The following is a 20311-nucleotide window of genomic DNA, read 5'->3' on the forward strand; positions in this document are numbered from 1 at the left end:
ATGTGCATCCATGAGTGTCAGCCCGCCGCAATTCCCACACTTTTTTTCTGGCGTCGAATTGCCGATATTGACATGAATCAAAGCTATTTCGCTCTAAAAGCCGAAGATCACCGCTCTCACACCATGCCGTGGTGCAGCGGCGGCAATGGCCCACCTGCTGTCTGACAGCCAATTCTCGTGGGCGGCAGCTATATCAGTAAGCCGCCATGGGACTTGCCAATGTCATGATACAGCAAAGGGCAAATTACCGCTGAGTTTTGCGGCGGCTTATTCAGCGTTTCCTTAGCCATCTTTCGACAGCGCCACCGTCAGCGCGTCATCCACATGTTCCAGCCAGAGGAATTCCAGCTTCTCGCGCGCTTCGGCGGGGATGTCCTCCAGATCCTTGCGGTTGCGGGCGGGCAGCAGCACGGTCTTGATGCCGGCGCGCAGCGCGGCGAGCACTTTCTCTTTCACGCCGCCGATCGGTAGCACCAGCCCGCGCAGGCTGATCTCGCCGGTCATCGCCACGTCGCTGCGTACTGGACGTTGCGTGAGCAGCGAGGCGAGGGCGGTGAACATGGCGACGCCGGCGCTGGGCCCGTCCTTGGGCGTGGCGCCGGCGGGCACATGCACGTGGATGTCGGACTTTCCGAGCAGCCCGGCATCGAGTCCCAGTTCCGCCGCACGCGCCTTGATCAGCGATAGCGCCGCCTGCGCGCTTTCCTTCATCACGTCGCCGAGCTGGCCGGTGAGGATGAGCTTGCCGCTGCCCGGCATGCGCGCGGCTTCGATGAACAGGATGTCGCCGCCCACCGGCGTCCAGGCGAGGCCGGTGGCAACGCCGGGCACTGCAGTGCGCATGGCGATTTCGGCCTCGAACTGGTGCGGGCCGAGTATGACAGGCAGTTCGGCCACGTCCACGTTGATGCGCTCTGTGCCGCTATTGTCGGCAAGCTCGGCGATACGCAGCGCGACATGGCGGCACACCGAGCCGATCTCGCGTTCGAGATTGCGTACGCCGGCTTCGCGCGTGTAGTCCTCGATGATGCTGAGCAGCGCGGCGTCGGTGATCTCGCACTGCGCCGGCTGCAGGCCGTTGCGCGAGAGTTGGCGTGCAAGCAGGTAGCGGCGCGCGATTTGCAGTTTTTCCTGCGCGGTGTAGCCGGGCAAGTGGATCACTTCCATGCGGTCGCGCAGCGGGCCGGGGATGGTGTCGAGCACATTGGCGGTGCAGATGAACATCACTGCCGAAAGGTCGTAGGGCACCGCCAGGTAGTTGTCGCGGAAGGTCGAATTCTGTTCGGGGTCGAGCACTTCGAGCAGCGCCGACGAAGGGTCGCCCTGGAAGCCGCCCATGCCGAGCTTGTCCACTTCGTCCAGCATCATGAGGCAGTTGCGCGTGCCGGCCTTCTTCATGCCCTGGATGATGTTGCCGGGCAGGGCGCCGATGTAGGTGCGGCGATGGCCGCGGATTTCGGCCTCGTCGTGCGTGCCGCCGAGGCTCACGCGCACGAACTCGCGCCCGGTGGCGCGGGCGATGCTCTGACCGAGCGAGGTCTTGCCGACGCCGGGCGGGCCGACGAAGCAGAGGATGGGTGCCTTGCCGGTAGGGTTGAGTTTCTTCACGGCGATATATTCGAGAATGCGCTTCTTGATCTTGTCGAGGCCGTGGTGGTCATGGTCGAGCGTGCGACGCGCCTCATTGATGTCGATCGCCGGCGCGTCCGGGGATTTCCAGGGTAATTCGATAAGCCAGTCGAGATAGGTGCGCACCATGGAATACTCGCCCGCGGCCTCGGGCATGCGCTGCAGGCGCTTGAGTTCCTTGCGGGCCTGTTTCTCGACTTCCTCGGGCATGCCGGCATCAGTGATGGCTTTGGCCACTTCTTCCAGTTCGGCGGCATTCTCGTCGCCTTCGCCGAGCTCCTGCTGGATGGTGCGCATCTGTTCGCGCAGCATGTGCTCGCGGCCTTTTTCGCCGATGGATTGCTTGGTGCGTTCGTCGATTTCGTGTGACAGGCGCAGCACTTCGGCGCGGCGTGAGAGGATGTCGAGCAGGCGATCCAGGCGTGTGCGCAGGTTGAAAGTTTCGAGCAGGGACTGCTTTTCTTCGATGCCGGCATCCATCAGGCCGGCGACAAGGTCGGCCAGCCGCGACGGCGACTCGATCGATTGCAGGCCGTTGATCATTTCTTCCGGTACCTGTTCCGGCTGAAGCTGGAGTATCTCGATGGCGCGCTGCCGCAAGGACAAAGCGCGCGCTTCGATCTCCTTGTCGGCTTGCGTGCTGTCCGCGATGCGCTGCACGCGCGCGGCCAGGAAGTCGTAGCCTTCGAGGAATTCGAGCACGCGGAAACGCTCCTCGCCCTGGCAGATGAGATGGTGCGTGCCATCGGGCGCGGTGACGTAGCGCATTATTCTGGCGGTAGTGCCGACCCAGTGCAGGTCGTCGGGCCCGGGTTCATCGTTATCGCCCTGGCGCTGCAACAGCACGCCCAGCGGGTGCTGCGTGTGCATGGCCAGTTGCGCGGCGGCGCGCGAACGGCTGCGGCCGATGCTGAGCGGCACCACGGTGCCGGGGAAGAGCACCATGTTGCGTACCGGCAAGATGGCGAGCGCATCCTCGGGCAACGGCCGCGATTTGCGCGTGCCGTCTTGCGGCGCCGATGCGCCTTCTGTCTGCTGCGGGGGCGTGTTGCCTTCCACTTGCGAGGGAATGCGGTGGGTCTCTGCTCCAGCCAATCGGTCATGTAAGGGCATGAGTAAGCTCCATCAGGGTATGGTTTTTAATGTTGATCCTCATACCTACAATATAGGGGCGGATTCGCCAAGTTCCAGAGCCATGTGTATTCGCGGCGGCTGTGGCGCAATAGCCGTCCGACCATAAAAAAGCATCAACCCCCAATGGAAACAACAGGAGACACCAATGCCCACCAACACCGTTCGCCTGCACCGCGTGCTGCGTGCAAAACCCGAAAAAATCTACCGTGCCTATCTGGATCCCGATGCGGTGGCGCGCTGGCTGCCACCGAATGGCTTCACCTGCAAGGTGGAGCATCTGGAGGCGAAGGTCGGTGGCACGTTCCGCATGGCCTTTACCAACTTCAGCACCGGCAACGGCCATTCCTTCGGCGGCACTTATCTCGAACTTGTTCCCAGCCAGCGCATTCGCTACACGGACAAATTCGACGATGCCAAGCTGCCAGGCGAGATGCTGACCACCGTGGAACTGCGTGCGGTCGTCTGCGGCACAGAGATGACCGTGGTGCAGGAAGGCATCCCCGAGGCGATTCCGCCTGAGTTCTGCTACCTCGGCTGGCAGGAGTCGCTCGACCATCTGGCGCGGCTGGTCGAGCCCGAGATTCCCGACTAGAAGGAGATAACCATAAGCGAAGGCGCACTACGCAACGGATTAACCAAGGAGACAATCATGCCGGTTCAACCCTATCTGTTTTTCGACGGTCGCTGCGAGGAGGCGATTGAGTTCTATCGCCAGGCGCTTGGCGCCGAGGTCGAGATGCTGATGCGCTACAAAGAGAGTCCTGATCCGATGCCGCCCGGCACGCACGCGGGCTTTGACAACAAGGTGATGCATGCGAGTCTGCACATCGGCGATGGTTCGGTCATGATGTCCGACGATTGCATGGGCCATCCCGACTTCCAGGGTTTCTCGCTGTCGTTGCAAGCGGCCAGCGAAGCCGAAGCAAGGCAGCGCTTCGATGCGCTGTCGGCTGGCGGTAAGGTGCATATGCCGCTGGGCAAGACTTTCTATTCGCCCTGTTTCGGTATGGTGGTTGACCGCTTTGGCGTGTCGTGGATGATTATTGTGCCAGCGAAAACCTGAGGCGGCGAGTGCGCTGAAATACCGCTGTCTCGCCTACCAAGTGAAAACGACATTCAAGCGCATGCGGCGCTGGGAATGGGTTAATCCTTGGGAACCATGAAGGGCTGCATCGTATCCTTGGAGTGTTTCTTGACATCTTTCGCAGCCTTCTTTTCCTTCTTGCTCAACGCTGGCTGCTTCTTGGTTTCCTTGTTGCTCTTCTGTACTTTGGACATGGTCATTGCTCCTTGTTGATGGGCGGCGGCGTAATGGCGGTTTTAAGTATATGCCGCCGCACAGGAAAAGGCTGCCCGTCTAGCGGCTGATCGGGCGGTAGCGGATACGTTTCGGCTTGGCGCCTTCCTCGCCGAGGCGCTTTTTCTTGTCCTCTTCGTATTCGTTGTAATTGCCGTTGAAGAAGGTCCATTGCGAATCGCCTTCACAGGCGAGGATGTGCGTGGCGATGCGGTCGAGGAACCAGCGATCGTGGCTGATCACCAGCACGCAGCCGGAGAATTCGAGCAACGCGTCTTCCAGCGCGCGCAGGGTTTCCACGTCGAGGTCATTGGAGGGTTCGTCGAGCAGCAGCACGTTGCCGCCGGAGATCAGCGTCTTGGCCAGGTGCAGGCGGCCGCGTTCGCCGCCGGAGAGGTTGCCGACGATCTTGCCCTGGTCGCCGCCCTTGAAGTTGAAGCGGCCGATGTAGGCGCGCGAGGGCATTTCGAATTTGCCGACGGTGAGGATGTCGGCGCCTTCAGCAATCGTATCAAATACCGTCTTGTCATTGGCAAGACCTTCGCGCGACTGGTCGACCGAGGCGATCTTCACCGTGGGGCCGATGACGATTTCGCCCGAGTCGGGCTCGTCGAGGCCGCGGATCATCCTGAACAGCGTGGTCTTGCCGGCGCCGTTGGGGCCGATCACGCCGACAATGGCGCCGGGCGGTACGATGAAGGAGAGGTTGTCGATCAAGAGCCGCTCGCCGAAGGCCTTCGTGACATTATGAAATTCGATTACCTTGTCGCCGAGGCGCTCGCCGGGCGGGATGAAGATTTCCTGCGTCTCGTTGCGCTTCTGGTATTCGGTGCTGGCCATTTCCTCGTAACGGGCGAGGCGCGCCTTGCTTTTGGATTGGCGTGCCTTGGCGCCTTGCCGTACCCATTCCAGCTCCTGCTTCATCGCCTTCATGTGGGCGTCGATCTGCTTGTTCTCGGTTTCGAGGCGCGCTTCCTTCTGTTCCAGCCATGACGAATAGTTTCCCTTCCACGGAATTCCATGGCCACGGTCGAGTTCGAGAATCCACTCCGCTGCATTGTCGAGGAAGTAGCGGTCGTGGGTGACGGCGACCACGGTGCCGGGAAAGCGCACCAGAAACTGCTCCAGCCATTCCACCGATTCGGCGTCGAGGTGGTTGGTCGGCTCGTCGAGCAGCAGCATGTCGGGCTTCGACAGCAGCAGCTTGCATAGCGCGACGCGGCGCTTCTCGCCGCCGGAGAGATTTTCGATTTTCGCGTCCCAGGCCGGCAGGCGTAGCGCGTCGGCGGCGATCTCCAACTGATGCTCGGTGTCGGAACCGGAAGCGGCGATGATGGCTTCGAGCCGCGCCTGTTCCTCGGCCAGCTTGTCGAAGTCGGCGCCTTCCTCGGCATAGGCGGCATAGACTTCTTCGAGCTTTTGTTGCGCCTGCATCACTTCGCCCATGCCGGATTCGACTTCCTCGCGCACGGTCCTGGCCGGGTCGAGCTGCGGTTCCTGCGGCAGGTAACCGATGTTGAGGTTGGGCTGGTGCTGCACTTCGCCGTCGAATTCCTTGTCTCGCAGCGCCATGATGCGCAGCACCGTGGATTTGCCCGAGCCGTTCAGGCCGAGCAGGCCGATTTTGGCGCCGGGAAAGAAGGAAAGCGAGATGTCCTTGATGATGGTGCGCTTGGGGGGAACCGTCTTGCTCACGCGGAGCATAGACATTACGTATTGGGCCATGTGTTTTTCTGGTTGGTTCGGAAAGCGCGAAGCTTAACCGAGGTTGATGGGCGGCGGGTCGGCAATGAAACCAAAAACCTGCTTGAGTATCGCTGTGTTTGAAATCACAGGAATCGCCTATTAGCACCAATCTTTGCCTCTCATCCCCGCGCAGGCGGGGATTCAGTGTCTTTGTTCACGGAACATCCCTGGATGTGTGCCCTTCAGGGTATTCCGGCTCGCCGCTCACGCTACGTCCGGAATGACTGGAGGAAATCCACGTGGGATGGCGGCAGTTTGTGTCAAATGCATATGTTGTCGCTCGATAAGCGTTTGCGCGGCGGCTTTCTGGACTTGGCGCAGCGTGTTCTCCTGCCCCGCCTTCGTGAATGCGGCCAGTAACGGCTGGAATGTCTTCAGTGTGTCGGTGCAGGTCAGCAAGCGCGCCGCATACTTGGTTGCCAGTTCGATGTCATTGATGCATAGCGCGGCACAAACTACGTCAATCCCCAATTCCGCACCAGGTTGTTCAACGGCGAAGAAGGTGGGGCGCTGGGATTCAAAATCCGCTTTCATTGACGGATCTATCACGGTGCGTACAGCGATCAGCGAAAGACGCTGTGCATGCTCCAGATCTTTCTGCTGCTCCTCCGGAATCCGGGCCAGTGTAGCCGCGGCGGCAGTGGCATCGCCTTTTTCCGCCTGTAGTCGGGCCATCGCTATCAGATCGGCCGACCCCAAAGCGCCTGGCGTGTTGGCAAGGCGGATCACGGTGTCCATTGCCTTGCGTGCGGTAACCATATCGCCGTTGGCCACTGCCGCATCAGACAGTTTCCGTTGTCGCTTCCAGTTAGCCGGATTGCGTGAGACGCCCAACTCAAGCATGCGCTGAGCCTCGGTGTAGTCACCCAGGGCGGTGCAGACCGAGGCCTGGAGATCTATGGCACTGAGATAGTCAGGGGCCACCTCGATGACTTCCTCCAACAGCGCCCGTGCGTTGTGATTGTCGGCAATTGCCGCAAGGCACCGCGCCAAGCCGGCCTTGGCCCATGGAAAGGGGCGGATAGCGAGGATGGTTTCGTAGGCTGACCGTGCTTCGTCGATACGGTCTGCGTGGAGCAGCACCTCGGCGCGGCTGCGCATGATTTCAAATCGGTAGATGGCGCCCTCGGGTCTGGCCTGCAACGCGTCCAGCTCAGCTACGGCCGCATCGATATCATTGCTGCGCTTGTGGCCAAAGAACCTGGTGAAGAAAAGTTTCTTGCGGACCAACCGGTCGAGGCGCAGGCGCAAGGCCTCCGGCGTGAAGGGCTTGAGTATGTAGTCGTCGGGAGCCAGTTCCACGGCTGCAACCACCTGTTCATAGGACCGCTCGGCGGTGACCATCATGAATATCGTTTCATCCGGAATCAGTTTTCCGATTCGTACTTCCTCAAGGAACTGCTGGCCATTGCGGCCTTTTCCCAGGTCATAGTCGCAGAGGATGACCGAAGGCATATGGCGGTGGGAAATCTGGTACAGAGCCTCATTCTGGCTGGCGACAAAGCCGACGGAAACACCCCCATGGCAAGTATGGAAATACGCAAACTTTGCCGCGAAGCGGGCTGGTCGTCGATGACCAGGAAGCGCTGCTTGTCGAAGGTGATTGGGGCTTCGCTGCGCCATCGAGTCACCGGCGGTACCGCTACCGACAGCAGGACGCCGATCTCGTTTTCGCTGGTCATGGCAGTTCCAGCAGGAACAGGGCACCTCCCAGTTCACCTCCATTGGCGAGCACCAGCTTGCCGCGCCGCGTCGTGCCATCGTGGGACAGGTAATTGTGCAACTGGGCAATTCGCTCGGCAATATAGAGTCCCACGCTGTGCCCGCTCGATGTCTTGTCGTCGAATCCAGGGCCGTCGTCGTTGACTTTGAACACCAGCGTGTCGTCGTGTTTGTAAATACTCAATCGAATGAGCGACCGGGCGAAACGGCCGGCGTTTTGCAAGGCATTGATCAACGTCTCCTCCACCAGTTTACGCGACAGCGGCCATTCGCCGTGGAAGCCTACCTCGGTGCTGATGCGGACGCGAGTCTGCGTTTGGCAACGGACCAGCACATCCTCAACCAGATGCGGTATGAAGACCGGAACCACCGCGGCCATGTTTTCGTACCGGAGCAGGCGATAAGCGGTAAGGGTACGGTCGAGATGGAAGGCAACCTCCAACAGCGATTTCTGTATTTCGGCCCAGTCGCAGCTATCGGTATTTTCCTTCGCCCCAATGGCAAACAGGCGGTTCTTGGCATCGTGAATGCCCGAGGCGAGTACGTCTGCGGCGCGCAAGTGGTCGCCCATTCCGGCCCCCATAAGGATATTGCCAGCCTGATTGACCAGCTTGGTAATGTTCCATTAACGACACACCCAAGCCAGACTTGAATCCGGCAACGCTATCTTGCTTTGTTGGCGCAAAAGGCGGTTGTTCTCGCCGGGCAGGAGCGACTACATGGCGGCCAAACAACGCGCCTGCAAGATGGCCGGTGTGCCGCCGGAGAGATAGTGGGTTCAACGGCAGCGTGACAAGGACGCTTTCTCGACCATTCGGAGACTTGGAAATGGCGTCGAACGGCAGGTTATATTTACGCTACGTCGGGATCGTGCCCATTGCCGACACTGGTCTAAAATAAAAGCAGACCTTCGCACCAAACCCCAAGTCTTACGAAGCCTTTGTTGGTTATGCTAGTGTATTTTTCCGCTTGGAGTTGATGACGATTACTCCAGTACGGTAATTGGGTACTTTGCAGCTGCTGGGATATATTTTCCTGGCGTCGTCCCGGGCAATTGGAAAGCCATTGAGCCTGTTAGACATTATGGGAGCATTTAAATGCGCGGAATTAATCTTGTGGGGATGCGAGTATTAATTACTCAGTCCCAAGAGTTTATGGGACCGGCGTTGTGCGACTGTTTTCGAGATTTTGGTGCGGAGGTTATCGCTGACTCAAGTCTGCTGACCGAGCAGGGCCAGCCTCAGCAGCTTATTGCATCCGCAGGACGCATCGACGCACTAGTGCTGAATCTTTCGACTCCAGCTCCGAGTACACCAGTAGAACAGGTGGGTGAGGATGAATGGCAAGGCGTCTTCAATACTATGGTAAATCCTATGCAACAGATGGTGAAGGCGGTATTACCACAAATGCTTGAACGCAAATCAGGCAAGATACTGTTAATGGGTAGTGCCTCCGCTCTCAAAGGAATGCCTAACCGTTCTAGCTATGCTGCAGCCCGAGGCGCACAACTTTCCTATATCCAGGCCGTTGGCGTAGAAGTTGCCCGCTATGGCATACAAATTAATGCGATTGCCCAAAACTTTGTCGAAAATCCAACTTATTTCCCGTTAGAAGTTCAGTTGCTTCCAGCATTCAAAGAAAGGCTTAAGTGGCAAGTTCCGCTTGGACGCCTAGTTACCCCCTATGAGGATGCAGCATTTGCTGCATATTTATGCAGCGATGCTGCCAACTGCTTTGTAGGACAGGTTTTTCCAATGAGCGGGGGTTGGGTTACGCGCTAATGGCCGTTTCATAGCAACGAATGCCGTGGGTGACTGGTATGAAGAAAAAATCTCACTGTCTGGTCGTGGCTGATTGTACTCATTCGGCAATACGTTTGGAAAGCGGTCAATCGAGGAAGTTATCGCCGAGCCGATGACCGTCGCCCTTGGCCGAAGCAGCCTTTCGCTTGGTTCGTCGATAATCGCTACCATGGCGTCTCCAGGAGCGAGGTAATACGGAATGAGAGTGGTCGTGCAGCGTGTCAAGCAGGCAAGCGTGAGTGTCGAAGACGGAGTTATCGGGCAGATCGGAGTCGGTCTGCTGGTGCTGGCCGGATTCGAGGCGGCGGACCAGCCCGCCGATGCGCACTGGATGGCGCAGAAACTGGTGAAGCTGCGGGTGTTTTCCGATGAGCAGGACGTAATGAATTGTAGCGTTGCCGACATCGGCGGCGACATTCTCGCCGTTTCCCAATTCACGCTGTATGCCTCGACCAAAAAAGGCAACCGACCTTCCTGGGGCCGGGCAGCCGCAGGCGACATCTCGCGTCCCTTGTTCGATGCTTTCGTCGATCAGGTCTCGCTGGCGCTGGGCCGGCCGGTCCCGACCGGAGCCTTCGGCGCCAACATGCAGGTGAGCCTGGTCAATGACGGGCCGGTGACCATCGCCATCGATTCGCGTAATCCGGAGTAGGACGTGCAGTTCGTGTCGCTCGTCATGACACCTTGATGGATGCGTTACAAATTTATTTCGGATCAGGGGCGGGCTGCGGGTCGGCGATGAAACCGAAACGCGCCGGGATATCGCTGCTGCGCACTGGCGCCAGCGGCAGGTGCAGCGCTTGCCAATCCAGCGTGAGCGGTACGCGTTCTCTCGACATGACAAACACGAGCGCCTCTTCGCCGGCAGTTTTGCCTGCCGGATCGTGGAGGGCGTCGAGCAGGGCGGGCAGGTCGTGATCTTCGACCAGGCTGATGCCGCGCTCGAAAGCGATCAGCAGATTGCCGGATTCGTCGAGCAGCGCGGCACTGGCCGCTTGAATGGCCTGTCCAGTGTGAGTGGTCAGCATTTGTTGTTCGCCGATGCGCAATATCCAGGGTGTGTAATCCAGCTTCACATAGACGCGTTGCGGACCGTTCTGGAAGAACCACGCGCCGTGTTCATCGCTTGCGTAATTCCGGCCGATGAACTCTGTGATGTGCGGATTGGTGATCGGACTGCCTTGCAGGCGCCACTGGCCGCGCCGGTCGAGCGAAAGCCAGCCGTAAACGTGGGGCACATTCGGCCAGCGTGCAAGCGCCGCAATAGCCGGGTCAGCCACGACTCAGAGGGTTTCGACGATGGAAATATCCACCATCAGATCGTCGGAAAGGTTTTCCAGTTCAGCCTTGAGTGCCCGTGCGTCGAGGGTGGGTGAAGCGCGCAGTTCGGCGTTAGCGTGGAACAGGGTCTCCGCCGACATGGGGGCGCTGGCAGTGTAGGTGGTCAGCTTTTCGACATTCACCGTATGCCGCGCGAGTACTTGCGTTACCTCCCTGACGATGCCGATGCGGTCGTGTCCCACCAGCGACAGCAGCAAGGTGCGGCCTTCTGCTTTGGTATCGACGCATGATGTGGCTGTAGTGATCTGGAGATCGGCGAGGCCACACAGGGCGGCTTGCAGCAGCGCGGCCTGGAAATCGGGAAGTGCGACGCGCACAATGCCGGCGAATTGCCCGGCCAGATGCGACATCGAGGCCTCCAGCCAGTTGCCCTGGTGTTTGCTGATGACGGTAGAGAGTTCTTCGACCAGGCCAGGGCGGTCGTTGCCGATGACAGTAAGGACAAGATTGGTAGACATGGCGGCTTCACACGAGGCAATTATGAATAAGCCGGCATTCTAACGGCACTGCATATCGACGCAGTGCGAAAAACACGCTACGGGCGCAGGTTGGGGGGAGGGGGGCGCCCGTAGCGTTAGGGGAAAACTATACCGCCGAGATGACGGGTTTCGGTTTGATGGCGGTCTGCATCGATGCCGCGTTCGCAGCAATTGCCTGCACGTCGCCGGAGATCTGGCCGCCTTCTTCGATAAGTATCTTGCCGTAGCGGATCTTGCCATTGACATGGCCGCCGGCATGGATGAACAACTGGTCTCGCGCAGTCAATTCGCCGTCGAAACGGCCGCGGATTTCTGCCGTATCGACGCCGACAGTACCCTCGAACGATCCCTGTTCAGCGATGCGAATGATGCGGCTGTCGAGCGTGGCTTCGACGCGGCCCTCGACGATCAGGGTGTCGCAGTCGTTGATCTCTGCGCCTTTGAGTTTGACGTCAGGGCCAACGATGAGTCGATTGCCGATGGAATTGTCGCTGTCGCTGGCTGCCTTGGCTGGCTTGGCCGGTTCGGCCGGTTCGGCCAGCTTGGCCGGTGTTGCTGGTGCAACTGCGCTAGAGGTTTGTGGCGCGGGGGCGGCTGGTTTGTTGAGATTGGGGTAACGCGCGTCGCGCGCTGAATCAGCACTCTTGCCGAAGCTGGAACTCTTGAACATGGGTTGTCCTCGCTGAAATCCTTTGCGGCGCTACATGGCCGATCCGGATGCAGGCCTTGGCGCAAGCCCCGTGCCTGTTGCGACTTAATGCCAAATAGCGTTTCTGATTCAAGCAGATAGTGGCAACTGTCGGCGCATTGTAGTTGCGTTGCAGCTTCCTGTTTGTCGCCACATCACGACATTGTGCTGTGGCGCTTGTCTCAACCGCCTGATTCGCAGCGCTATCAGCTGTCGTTGTTTGCAGACAGAATTTGGTTCACGAAAAAATGATCGTCGCGACAAATTTCGCACGGATATGGAAGGGCTGTTTTGCCCAACGCTCGTCTAATGTGAGCATTTTTTCAAGCCAAACGAGAACCATCAACCTCAAATTATTTTGGGCCACGACATTTCCGAACGTCCGTTATACTAAAACTATAAGCATTAATTCGAATTCCCGGAGGAGAGAGTGTCATGTTCGAGCAATTGGTTAAAGATTTTATGGACCCGAAGAAGGTTCTTACGCTTCCGCCCGAGGCCACCGTTAGTGAAGCCGCGGTATTGATGGCCAAGAAGAAAACCGGGGCGGTGATGGTCGTCGTAGAAGAGCGCCTGGTTGGAATCTTTACCGAGCGCGATGCGTTATTTCGAGTTGTCGCACGCGAGCTGGATCCCGTTACCACGCGATTGTCCGAGGTGATGACCGCCGATCCAAAGACCGTCGGCCCCAAAATGACTTACGGTTTTGCGCTCGTGATGATGCAGGAAAATGGCTTCCGGCATGCGCCGGTCGTCGAAAATGGCAAACCGATCGGCATAGTCGGCTCGCGCAATGCATTCGATCCCGAACTGGAAGAATTCGCGGCGGAAGCACATCGGCGCGAATACATCCGCCAGAGTTATAAGTAAATAAAACGATATCGCATATTCCGGGGAAAGCCGCCTCAGATGTAACTTCGCGTGTACTTCCCTCGACAAAGACAGCATTGGCCTTCCACGCGATGACGCAGCGGCTTTGGTGAGGGGGCTGATGGTTACAGGCGAAATTGGTGACGAGGCTAATGTGCCAATGCAGTAATCTGCTGCTGATCAATTATCGGTAGAAGCCACAAATGCCATTGATCGAAACCACAGCAGCGTTCTTCGGGTTATCCCTCCTCCTCGGATTTTCACCCGGTCCAGACAACCTCTATGTTTTCATGCAGTCGGTAGCGAACGGACGTAAAGCCGGGCTGTTCGTTGTTTTAGGGCTATGTACTGGACTGGTAATTCAAACCGCCGCTGTCACGCTTGGTCTTGCCGCTGTGTTTGCAGCCTCAGTCTCGGCCTTCGTTGTCCTCAAGTATGTAGGGGCAGCGTATCTGGCATACCTTGCATGGCAAGCATATCGGGCACCAGACTGCAATCCTGCTCAAGGTACTGTTCAGTCTCTACCGTATAAAACGCTGTACCTCAGAGGTATCCTCATGAACCTCACAAACCCGAAGGTGGTGGTGTTTTTTCTCGCCTTCCTGCCTCAGTTCGTCGATCCAAAGCTAGGTTCGGTCGCTCTGCAATTGTCCTGGTTTGGATTCGTCTTAATTATCGCAACACTCCTATCATTCGGAACCATCACCTACATGGCGGCGATCTTTGGGAAATTGCTTGGAAGTTCGACGATTGCACAGCGCCTTATGAATCGCATTACTGCTCTTGTGTTCGTAAGCCTTGCGCTGCGTTTGGCACTTTCTGAGCGCTGACCGGCTTTAACAGGACGATGCCAAACCACGTTGGACAACTGAAACTGTGCATCCCCTGTATTTAAGCGGTTCTCCAGGACTTCATTGGACATCGTTCTGGCGGAGGCGGTGAGATTCGAACTCACGAACGCCTTGCGACGTTGCCGGTTTTCAAGACCGGTGCATTCAACCACTCTGCCACACCTCCGAACGGCACCGGATTCTGCCACGATGCCGGTTTTAGCTCCGGCAAACGCGCTACGCGCGTTGAAGCCTTCGCTACCGCAAGCTTCGCGTGCGGCAAGACCGGTGCATTCAACCACTCTGCCACACCTCCGAACGGCTGCGGATTTTCTCACAATGCCGGTTTAAGTCCTAACTTACTTTGGCATGGCTTCGCCGTCGGTTAAAATGACGTCCGCCGTACCGGGATGCTGCGGTGTCTCTTCAGGCAATACAAGTCCGAACCATGAACTGGTTCGATCTATTTATCAATGAATGAATTGGCCAATCCATGTTCGACATCGTTCGCAATAATCGCAGACTGGTACAGGTATTCCTCGTACTCATCATGCTGCCATTCGCCTTTTTTGGCGTGGAGTCATATTTCCGCAACAGCGGTGCGGGTGATGATGTGGCCAAGGTCGGCGGCAGTAAGATCACGCCGCAGGAATTCCGCCAAGCCCTGCGCGACCAGCAGGAGCGTCTGCGCGCTCAAGCACGCGGCCAGCAGATTCCGCCCGCCATGCTCGACTCGCCGGAGATCCGGCGCAGCGTCATTGAGACGCTGATTAATCGCCGCTTGCTCGCGGACTTTGCACGCAAGGCGCATTTCACTGTCAGCGACGAACAACTATCGCAGTTCATCGCTTCGGTGCCCGCGCTGCAAGTGGAGGGAAAATTCTCGCAGGAGCGCTACGATGCCGTGGTGGCCGCGCAGAACCTGTCGAAAGAAGCCTTCGAGGCGCGTCTGCGTCAGGATCTGATCCTGCAGCAAGCGGCCGGCGGGCTGTCCGCCTCCTCTCTGACGGGCAAAGCGGCGGCTGGTTTGTGGCAGAACGCGCTGCTCGAAGAACGCGAAGTTGCCAGCATCGAACTCAAGCCGGAGCAATACTTGGCGCAGGTCAAGCTGGCGGTCGATGCAACGAAAAATTATTACGACACGCATCGCAAGGACTTTGAACTGCCGGAACAGGTGCGCGCGGAATTCGTGATTCTGTCGCAGGCGGCACTGCTCGGCCAGGTCAGCGTCAGCGATGCCGAGATCAAGACGGCCTATGAGGGGCACGCGGATCGCTACAAGCAGGGCGAACAACGCCGTGCCAGCCATATCCTGATCCTTGCCGACAAGGGTGCGCCCGAGGCCAAGGTGGCGGCAGCCAAGGCCAAGGCCGAGGCGCTGCTGGCGCAGGTGAAGAAAAACCCGAAGGAGTTTGCGGCACTGGCGAAACAGAATTCGCAGGACACCGGTTCGGCGGCCAAGGGCGGTGACCTCGACTGGTTCAGCCGCGGCGCCATGGTCAAGCCGTTCGAGGATGCCGCTTTTGCGCTCAAGGAAGGCGAAATCAGCGGCGTGGTGCGTTCCGACTACGGTTTCCACATTATCCAGCTCACCGGCATCCGCGCCGAAAAGAGCAAGTCGCTGGCCGACGTGCGCGGCGAGATTGAAACCGAACTGAAGCAGCAGGCGGCGGCAAAGAAGTACGCCGAAGCGGCCGAGACCTTTACCAACATGGTGTACGAGCAAGCCGACAGCCTGAAGCCGGTGGCCGACAAATTCAAGCTGGAGATACAACAATCGGGCTGGATAGCCAAGGGTGTGTCGGGTAATGGTCTTGCCAGCAATCCGAAGCTGCTCGCGGCTTTGTTCAGCGATGACGCGATCAAGAACAAACGCAATACCGAGGCCGTTGAAGTGGCGTCCAATACGCTGGTCGCGGCGCGCGTAATCGAGTCGAAACCGGCCACCGTCATGACGTTTGATGAGGTCAAGTCGACCATCGAAAAGAAACTCACGCTCGAAGAAGCGCGCAAACTGGCCGCCAAGGATGGCGAAGAAAAGCTTGCCGCCTTGAAGAAGGGCGATGAGGGCAAGTTGAGCTGGGGTGCGAGCCATCGCATTGCGCGCATGGGGGCCGAAGGCGTATCGCGCGCTGCGCTGGATGCAATATTCAAGACGCCGGCCTTGTCACTGCCGGCGTTTGCCGGCGCCACAGGACAGGATGGCGGATATGTCCTGTATCGCATCACCCAGGTGATTCCTTACAGTGGCGCCGACAATCCGCGCGCCAAGGCACTGCACGATCAGTATCAGCAGTTGGTGGCGGGCGAAGAATTTGCCGCCTGGATCGGCGTACTGCGCGAAAAGGCGGGCATCGAGATAAACGAGAAGGTGCTGCTGCAGGCCAAGGAGTAGCCACTTTAACTTGCCATGAAGCTCCAGCAACTCCGCTTCCTGATTGAGGTCGCCGACAGCAACCTCAATGTCACCGTGGCGGCGGAACGGATGTTCACTTCGCAACCGGGCGTCAGCAAGCAGGTACGCCAGCTTGAGGAAGAGCTTGGCATTACCGTGTTCGAACGCAATGGCAAGCGCTTCATCGGCATCACCGCTGCCGGCGCAGAGGTGATCCGGGCTGCGCGGCGGGTGCTGCTGGAGGTCGACAACCTCAAGCGTACCGCCGACGATCAGCTTGACGAATCGACGGGAACCCTTACCGTCGCCACCACGCATACCCAGGCGCGCTATGTCCTGCCGCGCGTGGTCGCTGAATTCACGCGACGGTTCCCCAAGGTAAAGCTTTCAATCCGCGAGGGCGACCCGCATCGGGTTACCGAGACCGTGCTGCGCGGCGAGGCGGATATCGGCATTGCCACCGAGTCGCTGGCCAAGGAGGCCGGGCTCGTGACGTTGCCGGCCTATACGTGGCATCACCTGGTGATCGCGCCGCTCAATCATCCGGTATTGAAAAACACGCTCTCGCTCAAGGCGCTGGCGAAATATCCCCTGATTACCTACGATCCGATGTTCTCGGGACGTTCGCGCATCGACGCTGCATTCAAGCGTGTCGGCGTCATGCCCAACCTGGTGCTTACCGCAGTGGATTCCGATGTCATCAAGACCTATGTCAGCCTCGGGCTCGGCATCGGCATCATTGCAGAGGTGGCCTACGATGCACAGCGCGACAACAGTCTTGGCGCGGTCGATGCAGGCAGCCTGTTTGGCGCCAACATGACGCGGGTAGGGCTGCGCCGCGGCGTGATTTCGCGCAAGTTCGCGCTGGTGTTCCTGGAACTGCTGTCGCCGCAATTGTCGGCGGCGGCGGTTGCCGCGGCAAGCCGCGACGATAGCCAGATCTACGATATCTGATCTGTTACCAGAGCTTCCACCACGGCTCTTCGGTTTCCAGCACTTTGGTTGCGTAGTCGGTCTTGGGGAAATTCTTTTTCAGGACGCGGAGCGCATCATCGCGCAGATCCTTGATGCCAAGCGCATCATAGGAACGGACCATCAGGATCAGGGCCTCTTCCGTGGCTGGCGCGTTCGGGTATTGCTTGATCGACTGCTCGGCGCGATTGGCGGCGGCAATGTAGGCGCCACGACGATAATAATATTTCGCCACATGCACGTCATGCGCGGCGAGGAAGTTGTTGAGATACACCATGCGCGCCACGGCATCGGGGCTGTATTTGCTGTTGGGGAACTTGGCGACCAGATCCTTGAAGGCATTGAAGGACTCGCGCGCCGCCTTGGGGTCGCGCTCCGATTGATCCTGATTGGTCAAGTTGCCGAAAAGGCCGAGGTCTTCGTTGAAGTTGGCGAGGCCCTTCAGATAGTAGGCATAGTCGACGCTGGGGTGGTTCGGGTGCAGTTTCATGAAACGGTCGCAGGCCGCCACGGCGGAAGTGGTTTCGTCCTGTTTGTAATAGGCGTAGGCTTCTTCGAGTTGGGCCTGTTGCGCATAGCGCCCGTAGGGATAGCGCGATTCGAGTTTTTCGAACAGCTTGATGGCCTTGTCCCATGCGCCGTCGGACATCGCGCCACGCGCCTCGGTGTAGATTTTCTCCGCCGACCAGCCGCTGGTCTCGTCCTTGTCCTTGCCGCTGCCGGCACACCCGGCAAGCAGGAGAAGAATGGCCGCAATTGCCGCTACACTACGCGCGATGAGCATGATGAAAACCTTGGAATCGAATGCGGGCGATTATAGCCGAAGCGGGTTGCCTGTCCGCCGCGCTCGAATTCCGGCCGACTGTGCCGGGCTGCGACTCGATGCGGTGCTGGCGCAGTTGTTTCCCGATTTATCGCGCAGCCGTCTTGCCGCCTGGCTCAAGGACGGCCACATCATGGTCGACGGCGCCCAGGCCGCGCCGAGCCGCAAGACTTGGGGCGGCGAAATGGTGGAGCTGCGGATGCCGGAGGGAATTCTTGAGACAGACGACAAACCCGAAGCGATCGGGTTGAGCATTGTCTTTGAAGACAAGTCTCTCATCGTGATCGACAAACCGGCTGACCTGGTCGTGCATCCCGGCAGCGGCAACCGCTCGGGCACACTGCTCAATGCCTTGCTGCATCATGCGCCCGGCCTGGCCGAGATTCCGCGCGCCGGCATCGTGCATCGGCTCGACAAGGACACCAGCGGTCTGCTGGTGGTCGCCAAGACACTGGAAGCGCAGACTGATCTGGTGCGCCAGTTGCAGGCACGCACGGTCAAGCGCCACTATCTGGCCCTCGTGCATGGCCAGGCCGGCCAGGATGGGACAGTGGACGCCGCCATCGGCCGCCATCCCACACAACGCACCCGCATGGCGGTGGTGCCGGGCGGGCGTCAGGCGCGCACCCATTACCGTGTGCTTGAGCGTTTTGCCAGGGCGACGCTGCTCGAATGCATGCTCGACACCGGCCGCACGCACCAGATCCGCGTGCACATGGCATCGATCGGTCATCCGCTAGTGGGCGATGCCACTTATGGCAAGCGCAAGTCGGGCGATACGCTGCTCGACACCTTTCCCCGTCAAGCGCTGCATGCCTGGCAACTCGGCTTGTTGCATCCGGTCAACCATGAAGCGATGCAATGGGAAAGCGCATTGCCGGAGGACTTTACGCAATTGCTCGATACCTTGAGGAGCCTGCCATGAGCGATTTCATCATCCCCGACTGGCCCGCGCCGAAGAACGTGCGCGCCTTGGTGACGACGCGCCAGGGAGGCGTCAGCGTCGGATCGTATGCCAGTTTCAATCTCGCCGATCATGTCGGCGACGACCCGCAGGCCGTGGCGGCGAATCGCAAACGGCTGCGCCAACTTGCACCGGAACTGCCGGCCGATCCGCTCTGGCTCAAGCAGGTGCATGGGGTTTCTTGCATCGCGGTGGAAAACAGCGTTCCCGGCGTGGAAGCCGATGCCTCGTGGAGCCATACAGCGGGCAGGGTATGCGCGGTGCTTACCGCCGATTGTCTGCCGCTGCTGTTGTGCGATGAAAGCGGCAGCGTTGTCAGCGCCGTGCATGCGGGCTGGCAGGGGCTGGCCAAGGGGGTTATCGAAGCGGCGGTGAAAACCCTGCCGGTAGCACCGCAGACATTACTGGCGTGGCTGGGCCCGGCCATTGGCCCGACAGCTTTCGAGGTAGGCGCCGACGTGCGCGACCCGTTTTTTTTGCACGACCACGAAGCTGCCACGGCGTTCAAGTCGATAGCGAATGGCAAATGGCTGGGCGACATTTATCTGTTGGCACGACAACGGTTGAATGCGCTCGGTGTGACACGCATCTACGGCGGTGGCGAATGCACCGTGACGGATGTGCAGCGCTTCTATTCGTTTCGCCGCGACAAGCTTACCGGCCGCATGGCCTCGCTGATCTGGTTGGCCGGGCCAACTTGACACGGCGGGTATAATTCACGGTTTATGTCATTACTTTACTGGATCATTGCGGCCTCGCTTCTGGGCGGTGCCTTGAGCGTTGCCACAGCGGCGGCGTTCGCCTTTACCGCGCGCGTAGCCTGGGTGCCGCATCTCATCAGTTATGCCATCGGCGCATTGCTCGGTGCCGCCTTTCTCGAGGTGCTGCCGAATGCGGTGATCGCCAGCGGTGATGCTACCAGCATTGGCAAGGTGATCCTGTTCGGCCTGCTTGGTTTCTTCGTGCTCGAAAAGCTGGTGATCTGGCGCCATTGCCACATCGAGGAATGCGAAGGGCATGAGCAGATCGAACCTGAGCATGGAGCTGCCGTCAGCCACGACCACGGTCGCAGCGGGCTGCTCATTGTGATCGGCGACACCTTCCATAATTTCGTCGATGGCGTGCTGATCGCGTCCGCTTTCATGGCGGACATCCGCCTCGGCATGGTGACCGCGCTGGCCATCATCGCCCACGAAATTCCGCAGGAGGTCGGCGACTTCCTGATCCTGATCCATTCCGGCTACAGCCGCAGCAGGGCCTTTATGTACAACCTGCTGTCCAGTTTCGCCACAGTGGTCGGCGGTCTGCTCGCCTATTTCGCGCTGTCGCGTGCCGAGGGCGTGGTGCCGGTGATGCTCGGACTCGCCGCTGCCAGCATGATCTATGTTGCCGTGGCCGACCTGATTCCGGGCCTGCATAAACGCACCGAACTGAAAGCCACGGTCCAGCAAGTGGTGCTGATCGGACTCGGCATTGCTTCCATCGCTCTTAGTCACCGCCTGATAGACGCTTTCGTGTCGGGCGTGTAGGGTTCTCAAAGAGGTTGTGCTGGACCCAGGCAGGATCACTTCGATGGCCGAAAAAACGCAGATGTACGAACAGGGGGAGACTCCCCTTGT

Annotated in this window: 21 protein-coding genes and 1 tRNA gene; 11 read left to right on the forward strand and 11 right to left on the reverse strand. The window is 59.0% G+C overall.

Annotation, left to right across the window (positions count from 1 at the left end):
• Positions 1-282: 282 nt before the first annotated feature.
• On the reverse strand, positions 283-2742 hold the full coding sequence (gene lon / locus K5E80_RS02755) for an endopeptidase La (RefSeq protein WP_220634718.1): 2460 nt from the start codon (positions 2740-2742) through the stop codon (positions 283-285).
• Positions 2743-2908: 166 nt separating this feature from the next.
• Here lon and K5E80_RS02760 point away from each other — a divergent pair, with 166 nt between their 5' ends.
• Positions 2909-3355, forward strand: coding sequence for an SRPBCC family protein (locus K5E80_RS02760; protein WP_220634719.1), 447 nt, complete (start codon positions 2909-2911; stop codon positions 3353-3355).
• A gap of 57 nt (positions 3356-3412) precedes the next feature.
• A complete protein-coding gene (locus tag K5E80_RS02765; protein ID WP_220634720.1) occupies positions 3413-3826 on the forward strand; it encodes a VOC family protein in 414 nt (137 codons plus the stop codon).
• An 80-nt stretch (positions 3827-3906) separates the two neighbouring features.
• Here the strand turns inward: K5E80_RS02765 and K5E80_RS16905 are convergent, their stop codons facing one another.
• The 5 genes from K5E80_RS16905 to K5E80_RS02780 form a co-directional block, all read right to left on the reverse strand.
• Positions 3907-4041 carry a hypothetical protein gene (locus tag K5E80_RS16905; RefSeq protein WP_281420173.1) on the reverse strand — a complete coding sequence of 45 codons (135 nt, stop codon included), beginning with the start codon at positions 4039-4041 and terminating at the stop codon, positions 3907-3909.
• A gap of 79 nt (positions 4042-4120) precedes the next feature.
• Positions 4121-5785, reverse strand: a complete 1665-nt coding sequence (gene ettA, locus K5E80_RS02770) for an energy-dependent translational throttle protein EttA (protein WP_220634721.1) — start codon at positions 5783-5785, stop codon at positions 4121-4123.
• A 225-nt stretch (positions 5786-6010) separates the two neighbouring features.
• Positions 6011-7285: a response regulator gene (locus K5E80_RS02775; RefSeq protein ID WP_343213259.1), complete on the reverse strand. Its 1275-nt coding sequence runs from the start codon at positions 7283-7285 to the stop codon at positions 6011-6013.
• Positions 7174-7488 (reverse strand): hypothetical protein, encoded by a 315-nt coding sequence (locus K5E80_RS16655; protein WP_246590841.1) that lies wholly within the window; start codon positions 7486-7488, stop codon positions 7174-7176. Before K5E80_RS16655 ends, K5E80_RS02775 begins: the two co-directional genes overlap by 112 nt.
• Positions 7485-8099: an ATP-binding protein gene (locus K5E80_RS02780; RefSeq protein WP_220634723.1), complete on the reverse strand. Its 615-nt coding sequence runs from the start codon at positions 8097-8099 to the stop codon at positions 7485-7487. The genes K5E80_RS16655 and K5E80_RS02780 overlap by 4 nt, the downstream gene beginning before the upstream one ends.
• A gap of 526 nt (positions 8100-8625) precedes the next feature.
• On the opposite strand from K5E80_RS02780, the gene K5E80_RS02785 reads away from it, so the two are divergent.
• A complete protein-coding gene (locus K5E80_RS02785) occupies positions 8626-9309 on the forward strand; it encodes an SDR family oxidoreductase (protein ID WP_220634724.1) in 684 nt (227 codons plus the stop codon).
• A gap of 220 nt (positions 9310-9529) precedes the next feature.
• Positions 9530-9982, forward strand: a complete 453-nt coding sequence (dtd, locus tag K5E80_RS02790; protein ID WP_220634725.1) for a D-aminoacyl-tRNA deacylase — start codon at positions 9530-9532, stop codon at positions 9980-9982.
• Between the two features lie 52 nt (positions 9983-10034).
• Here dtd and K5E80_RS02795 read toward each other — a convergent pair whose 3' ends face one another.
• The 3 genes from K5E80_RS02795 to K5E80_RS02805 form a co-directional block, all read right to left on the reverse strand.
• A complete protein-coding gene (locus K5E80_RS02795) occupies positions 10035-10610 on the reverse strand; it encodes a DUF2946 family protein (RefSeq protein WP_220634726.1) in 576 nt (191 codons plus the stop codon).
• 3 nt (positions 10611-10613) lie between these two features.
• Entirely contained in the window at positions 10614-11129 is a 516-nt protein-coding gene (locus K5E80_RS02800) for a glycine cleavage system transcriptional repressor (protein WP_220634727.1), read from the reverse strand.
• A 127-nt stretch (positions 11130-11256) separates the two neighbouring features.
• Positions 11257-11820, reverse strand: coding sequence for a bactofilin family protein (locus K5E80_RS02805; protein WP_220634728.1), 564 nt, complete (start codon positions 11818-11820; stop codon positions 11257-11259).
• A gap of 453 nt (positions 11821-12273) precedes the next feature.
• Here K5E80_RS02805 and K5E80_RS02810 point away from each other — a divergent pair, with 453 nt between their 5' ends.
• Positions 12274-12708, forward strand: a complete 435-nt coding sequence (locus K5E80_RS02810) for a CBS domain-containing protein (RefSeq protein WP_220634729.1) — start codon at positions 12274-12276, stop codon at positions 12706-12708.
• Between the two features lie 203 nt (positions 12709-12911).
• Positions 12912-13538 carry a LysE family translocator gene (locus K5E80_RS02815; RefSeq protein ID WP_220634730.1) on the forward strand — a complete coding sequence of 209 codons (627 nt, stop codon included), beginning with the start codon at positions 12912-12914 and terminating at the stop codon, positions 13536-13538.
• A 97-nt stretch (positions 13539-13635) separates the two neighbouring features.
• Here the strand turns inward: K5E80_RS02815 and K5E80_RS02820 are convergent.
• Positions 13636-13725, reverse strand: a tRNA-Ser gene (locus K5E80_RS02820).
• 306 nt (positions 13726-14031) lie between these two features.
• Between K5E80_RS02820 and K5E80_RS02825 the strand changes: the two genes are divergently transcribed.
• Positions 14032-15933, forward strand: a complete 1902-nt coding sequence (locus tag K5E80_RS02825; RefSeq protein WP_220634731.1) for a SurA N-terminal domain-containing protein — start codon at positions 14032-14034, stop codon at positions 15931-15933.
• Positions 15934-15948: 15 nt separating this feature from the next.
• Positions 15949-16887 (forward strand): CysB family HTH-type transcriptional regulator, encoded by a 939-nt coding sequence (locus K5E80_RS02830; protein ID WP_220634732.1) that lies wholly within the window; start codon positions 15949-15951, stop codon positions 16885-16887.
• A 4-nt stretch (positions 16888-16891) separates the two neighbouring features.
• On the opposite strand, the gene K5E80_RS02835 is transcribed toward K5E80_RS02830, so the two are convergent.
• The gene (locus K5E80_RS02835; protein ID WP_246591045.1) at positions 16892-17683 is read right to left on the reverse strand and encodes an outer membrane protein assembly factor BamD; all 792 of its coding nucleotides are present in this window, start codon (positions 17681-17683) and stop codon (positions 16892-16894) included.
• Between the two features lie 7 nt (positions 17684-17690).
• On the opposite strand from K5E80_RS02835, the gene rluD reads away from it, so the two are divergent.
• The 3 genes from rluD to K5E80_RS02850 are packed head-to-tail and all read left to right on the forward strand — an operon-like array spanning position 17691 to position 20221.
• Positions 17691-18653 carry a 23S rRNA pseudouridine(1911/1915/1917) synthase RluD gene (rluD, locus tag K5E80_RS02840; protein WP_246591047.1) on the forward strand — a complete coding sequence of 321 codons (963 nt, stop codon included), beginning with the start codon at positions 17691-17693 and terminating at the stop codon, positions 18651-18653.
• Positions 18650-19393: a peptidoglycan editing factor PgeF gene (pgeF, locus tag K5E80_RS02845; protein WP_220634735.1), complete on the forward strand. Its 744-nt coding sequence runs from the start codon at positions 18650-18652 to the stop codon at positions 19391-19393. The genes rluD and pgeF overlap by 4 nt, the downstream gene beginning before the upstream one ends.
• Before the next feature lie 24 nt (positions 19394-19417).
• Entirely contained in the window at positions 19418-20221 is an 804-nt protein-coding gene (locus tag K5E80_RS02850; protein ID WP_220634736.1) for a ZIP family metal transporter, read from the forward strand.
• The last annotated feature ends 90 nt before the right edge of the window (positions 20222-20311 follow it).

The sequence above is a fragment of the Georgfuchsia toluolica genome, from assembly GCF_907163265.1.
In the GTDB taxonomy this organism is placed as follows: domain Bacteria; phylum Pseudomonadota; class Gammaproteobacteria; order Burkholderiales; family Rhodocyclaceae; genus Georgfuchsia; species Georgfuchsia toluolica.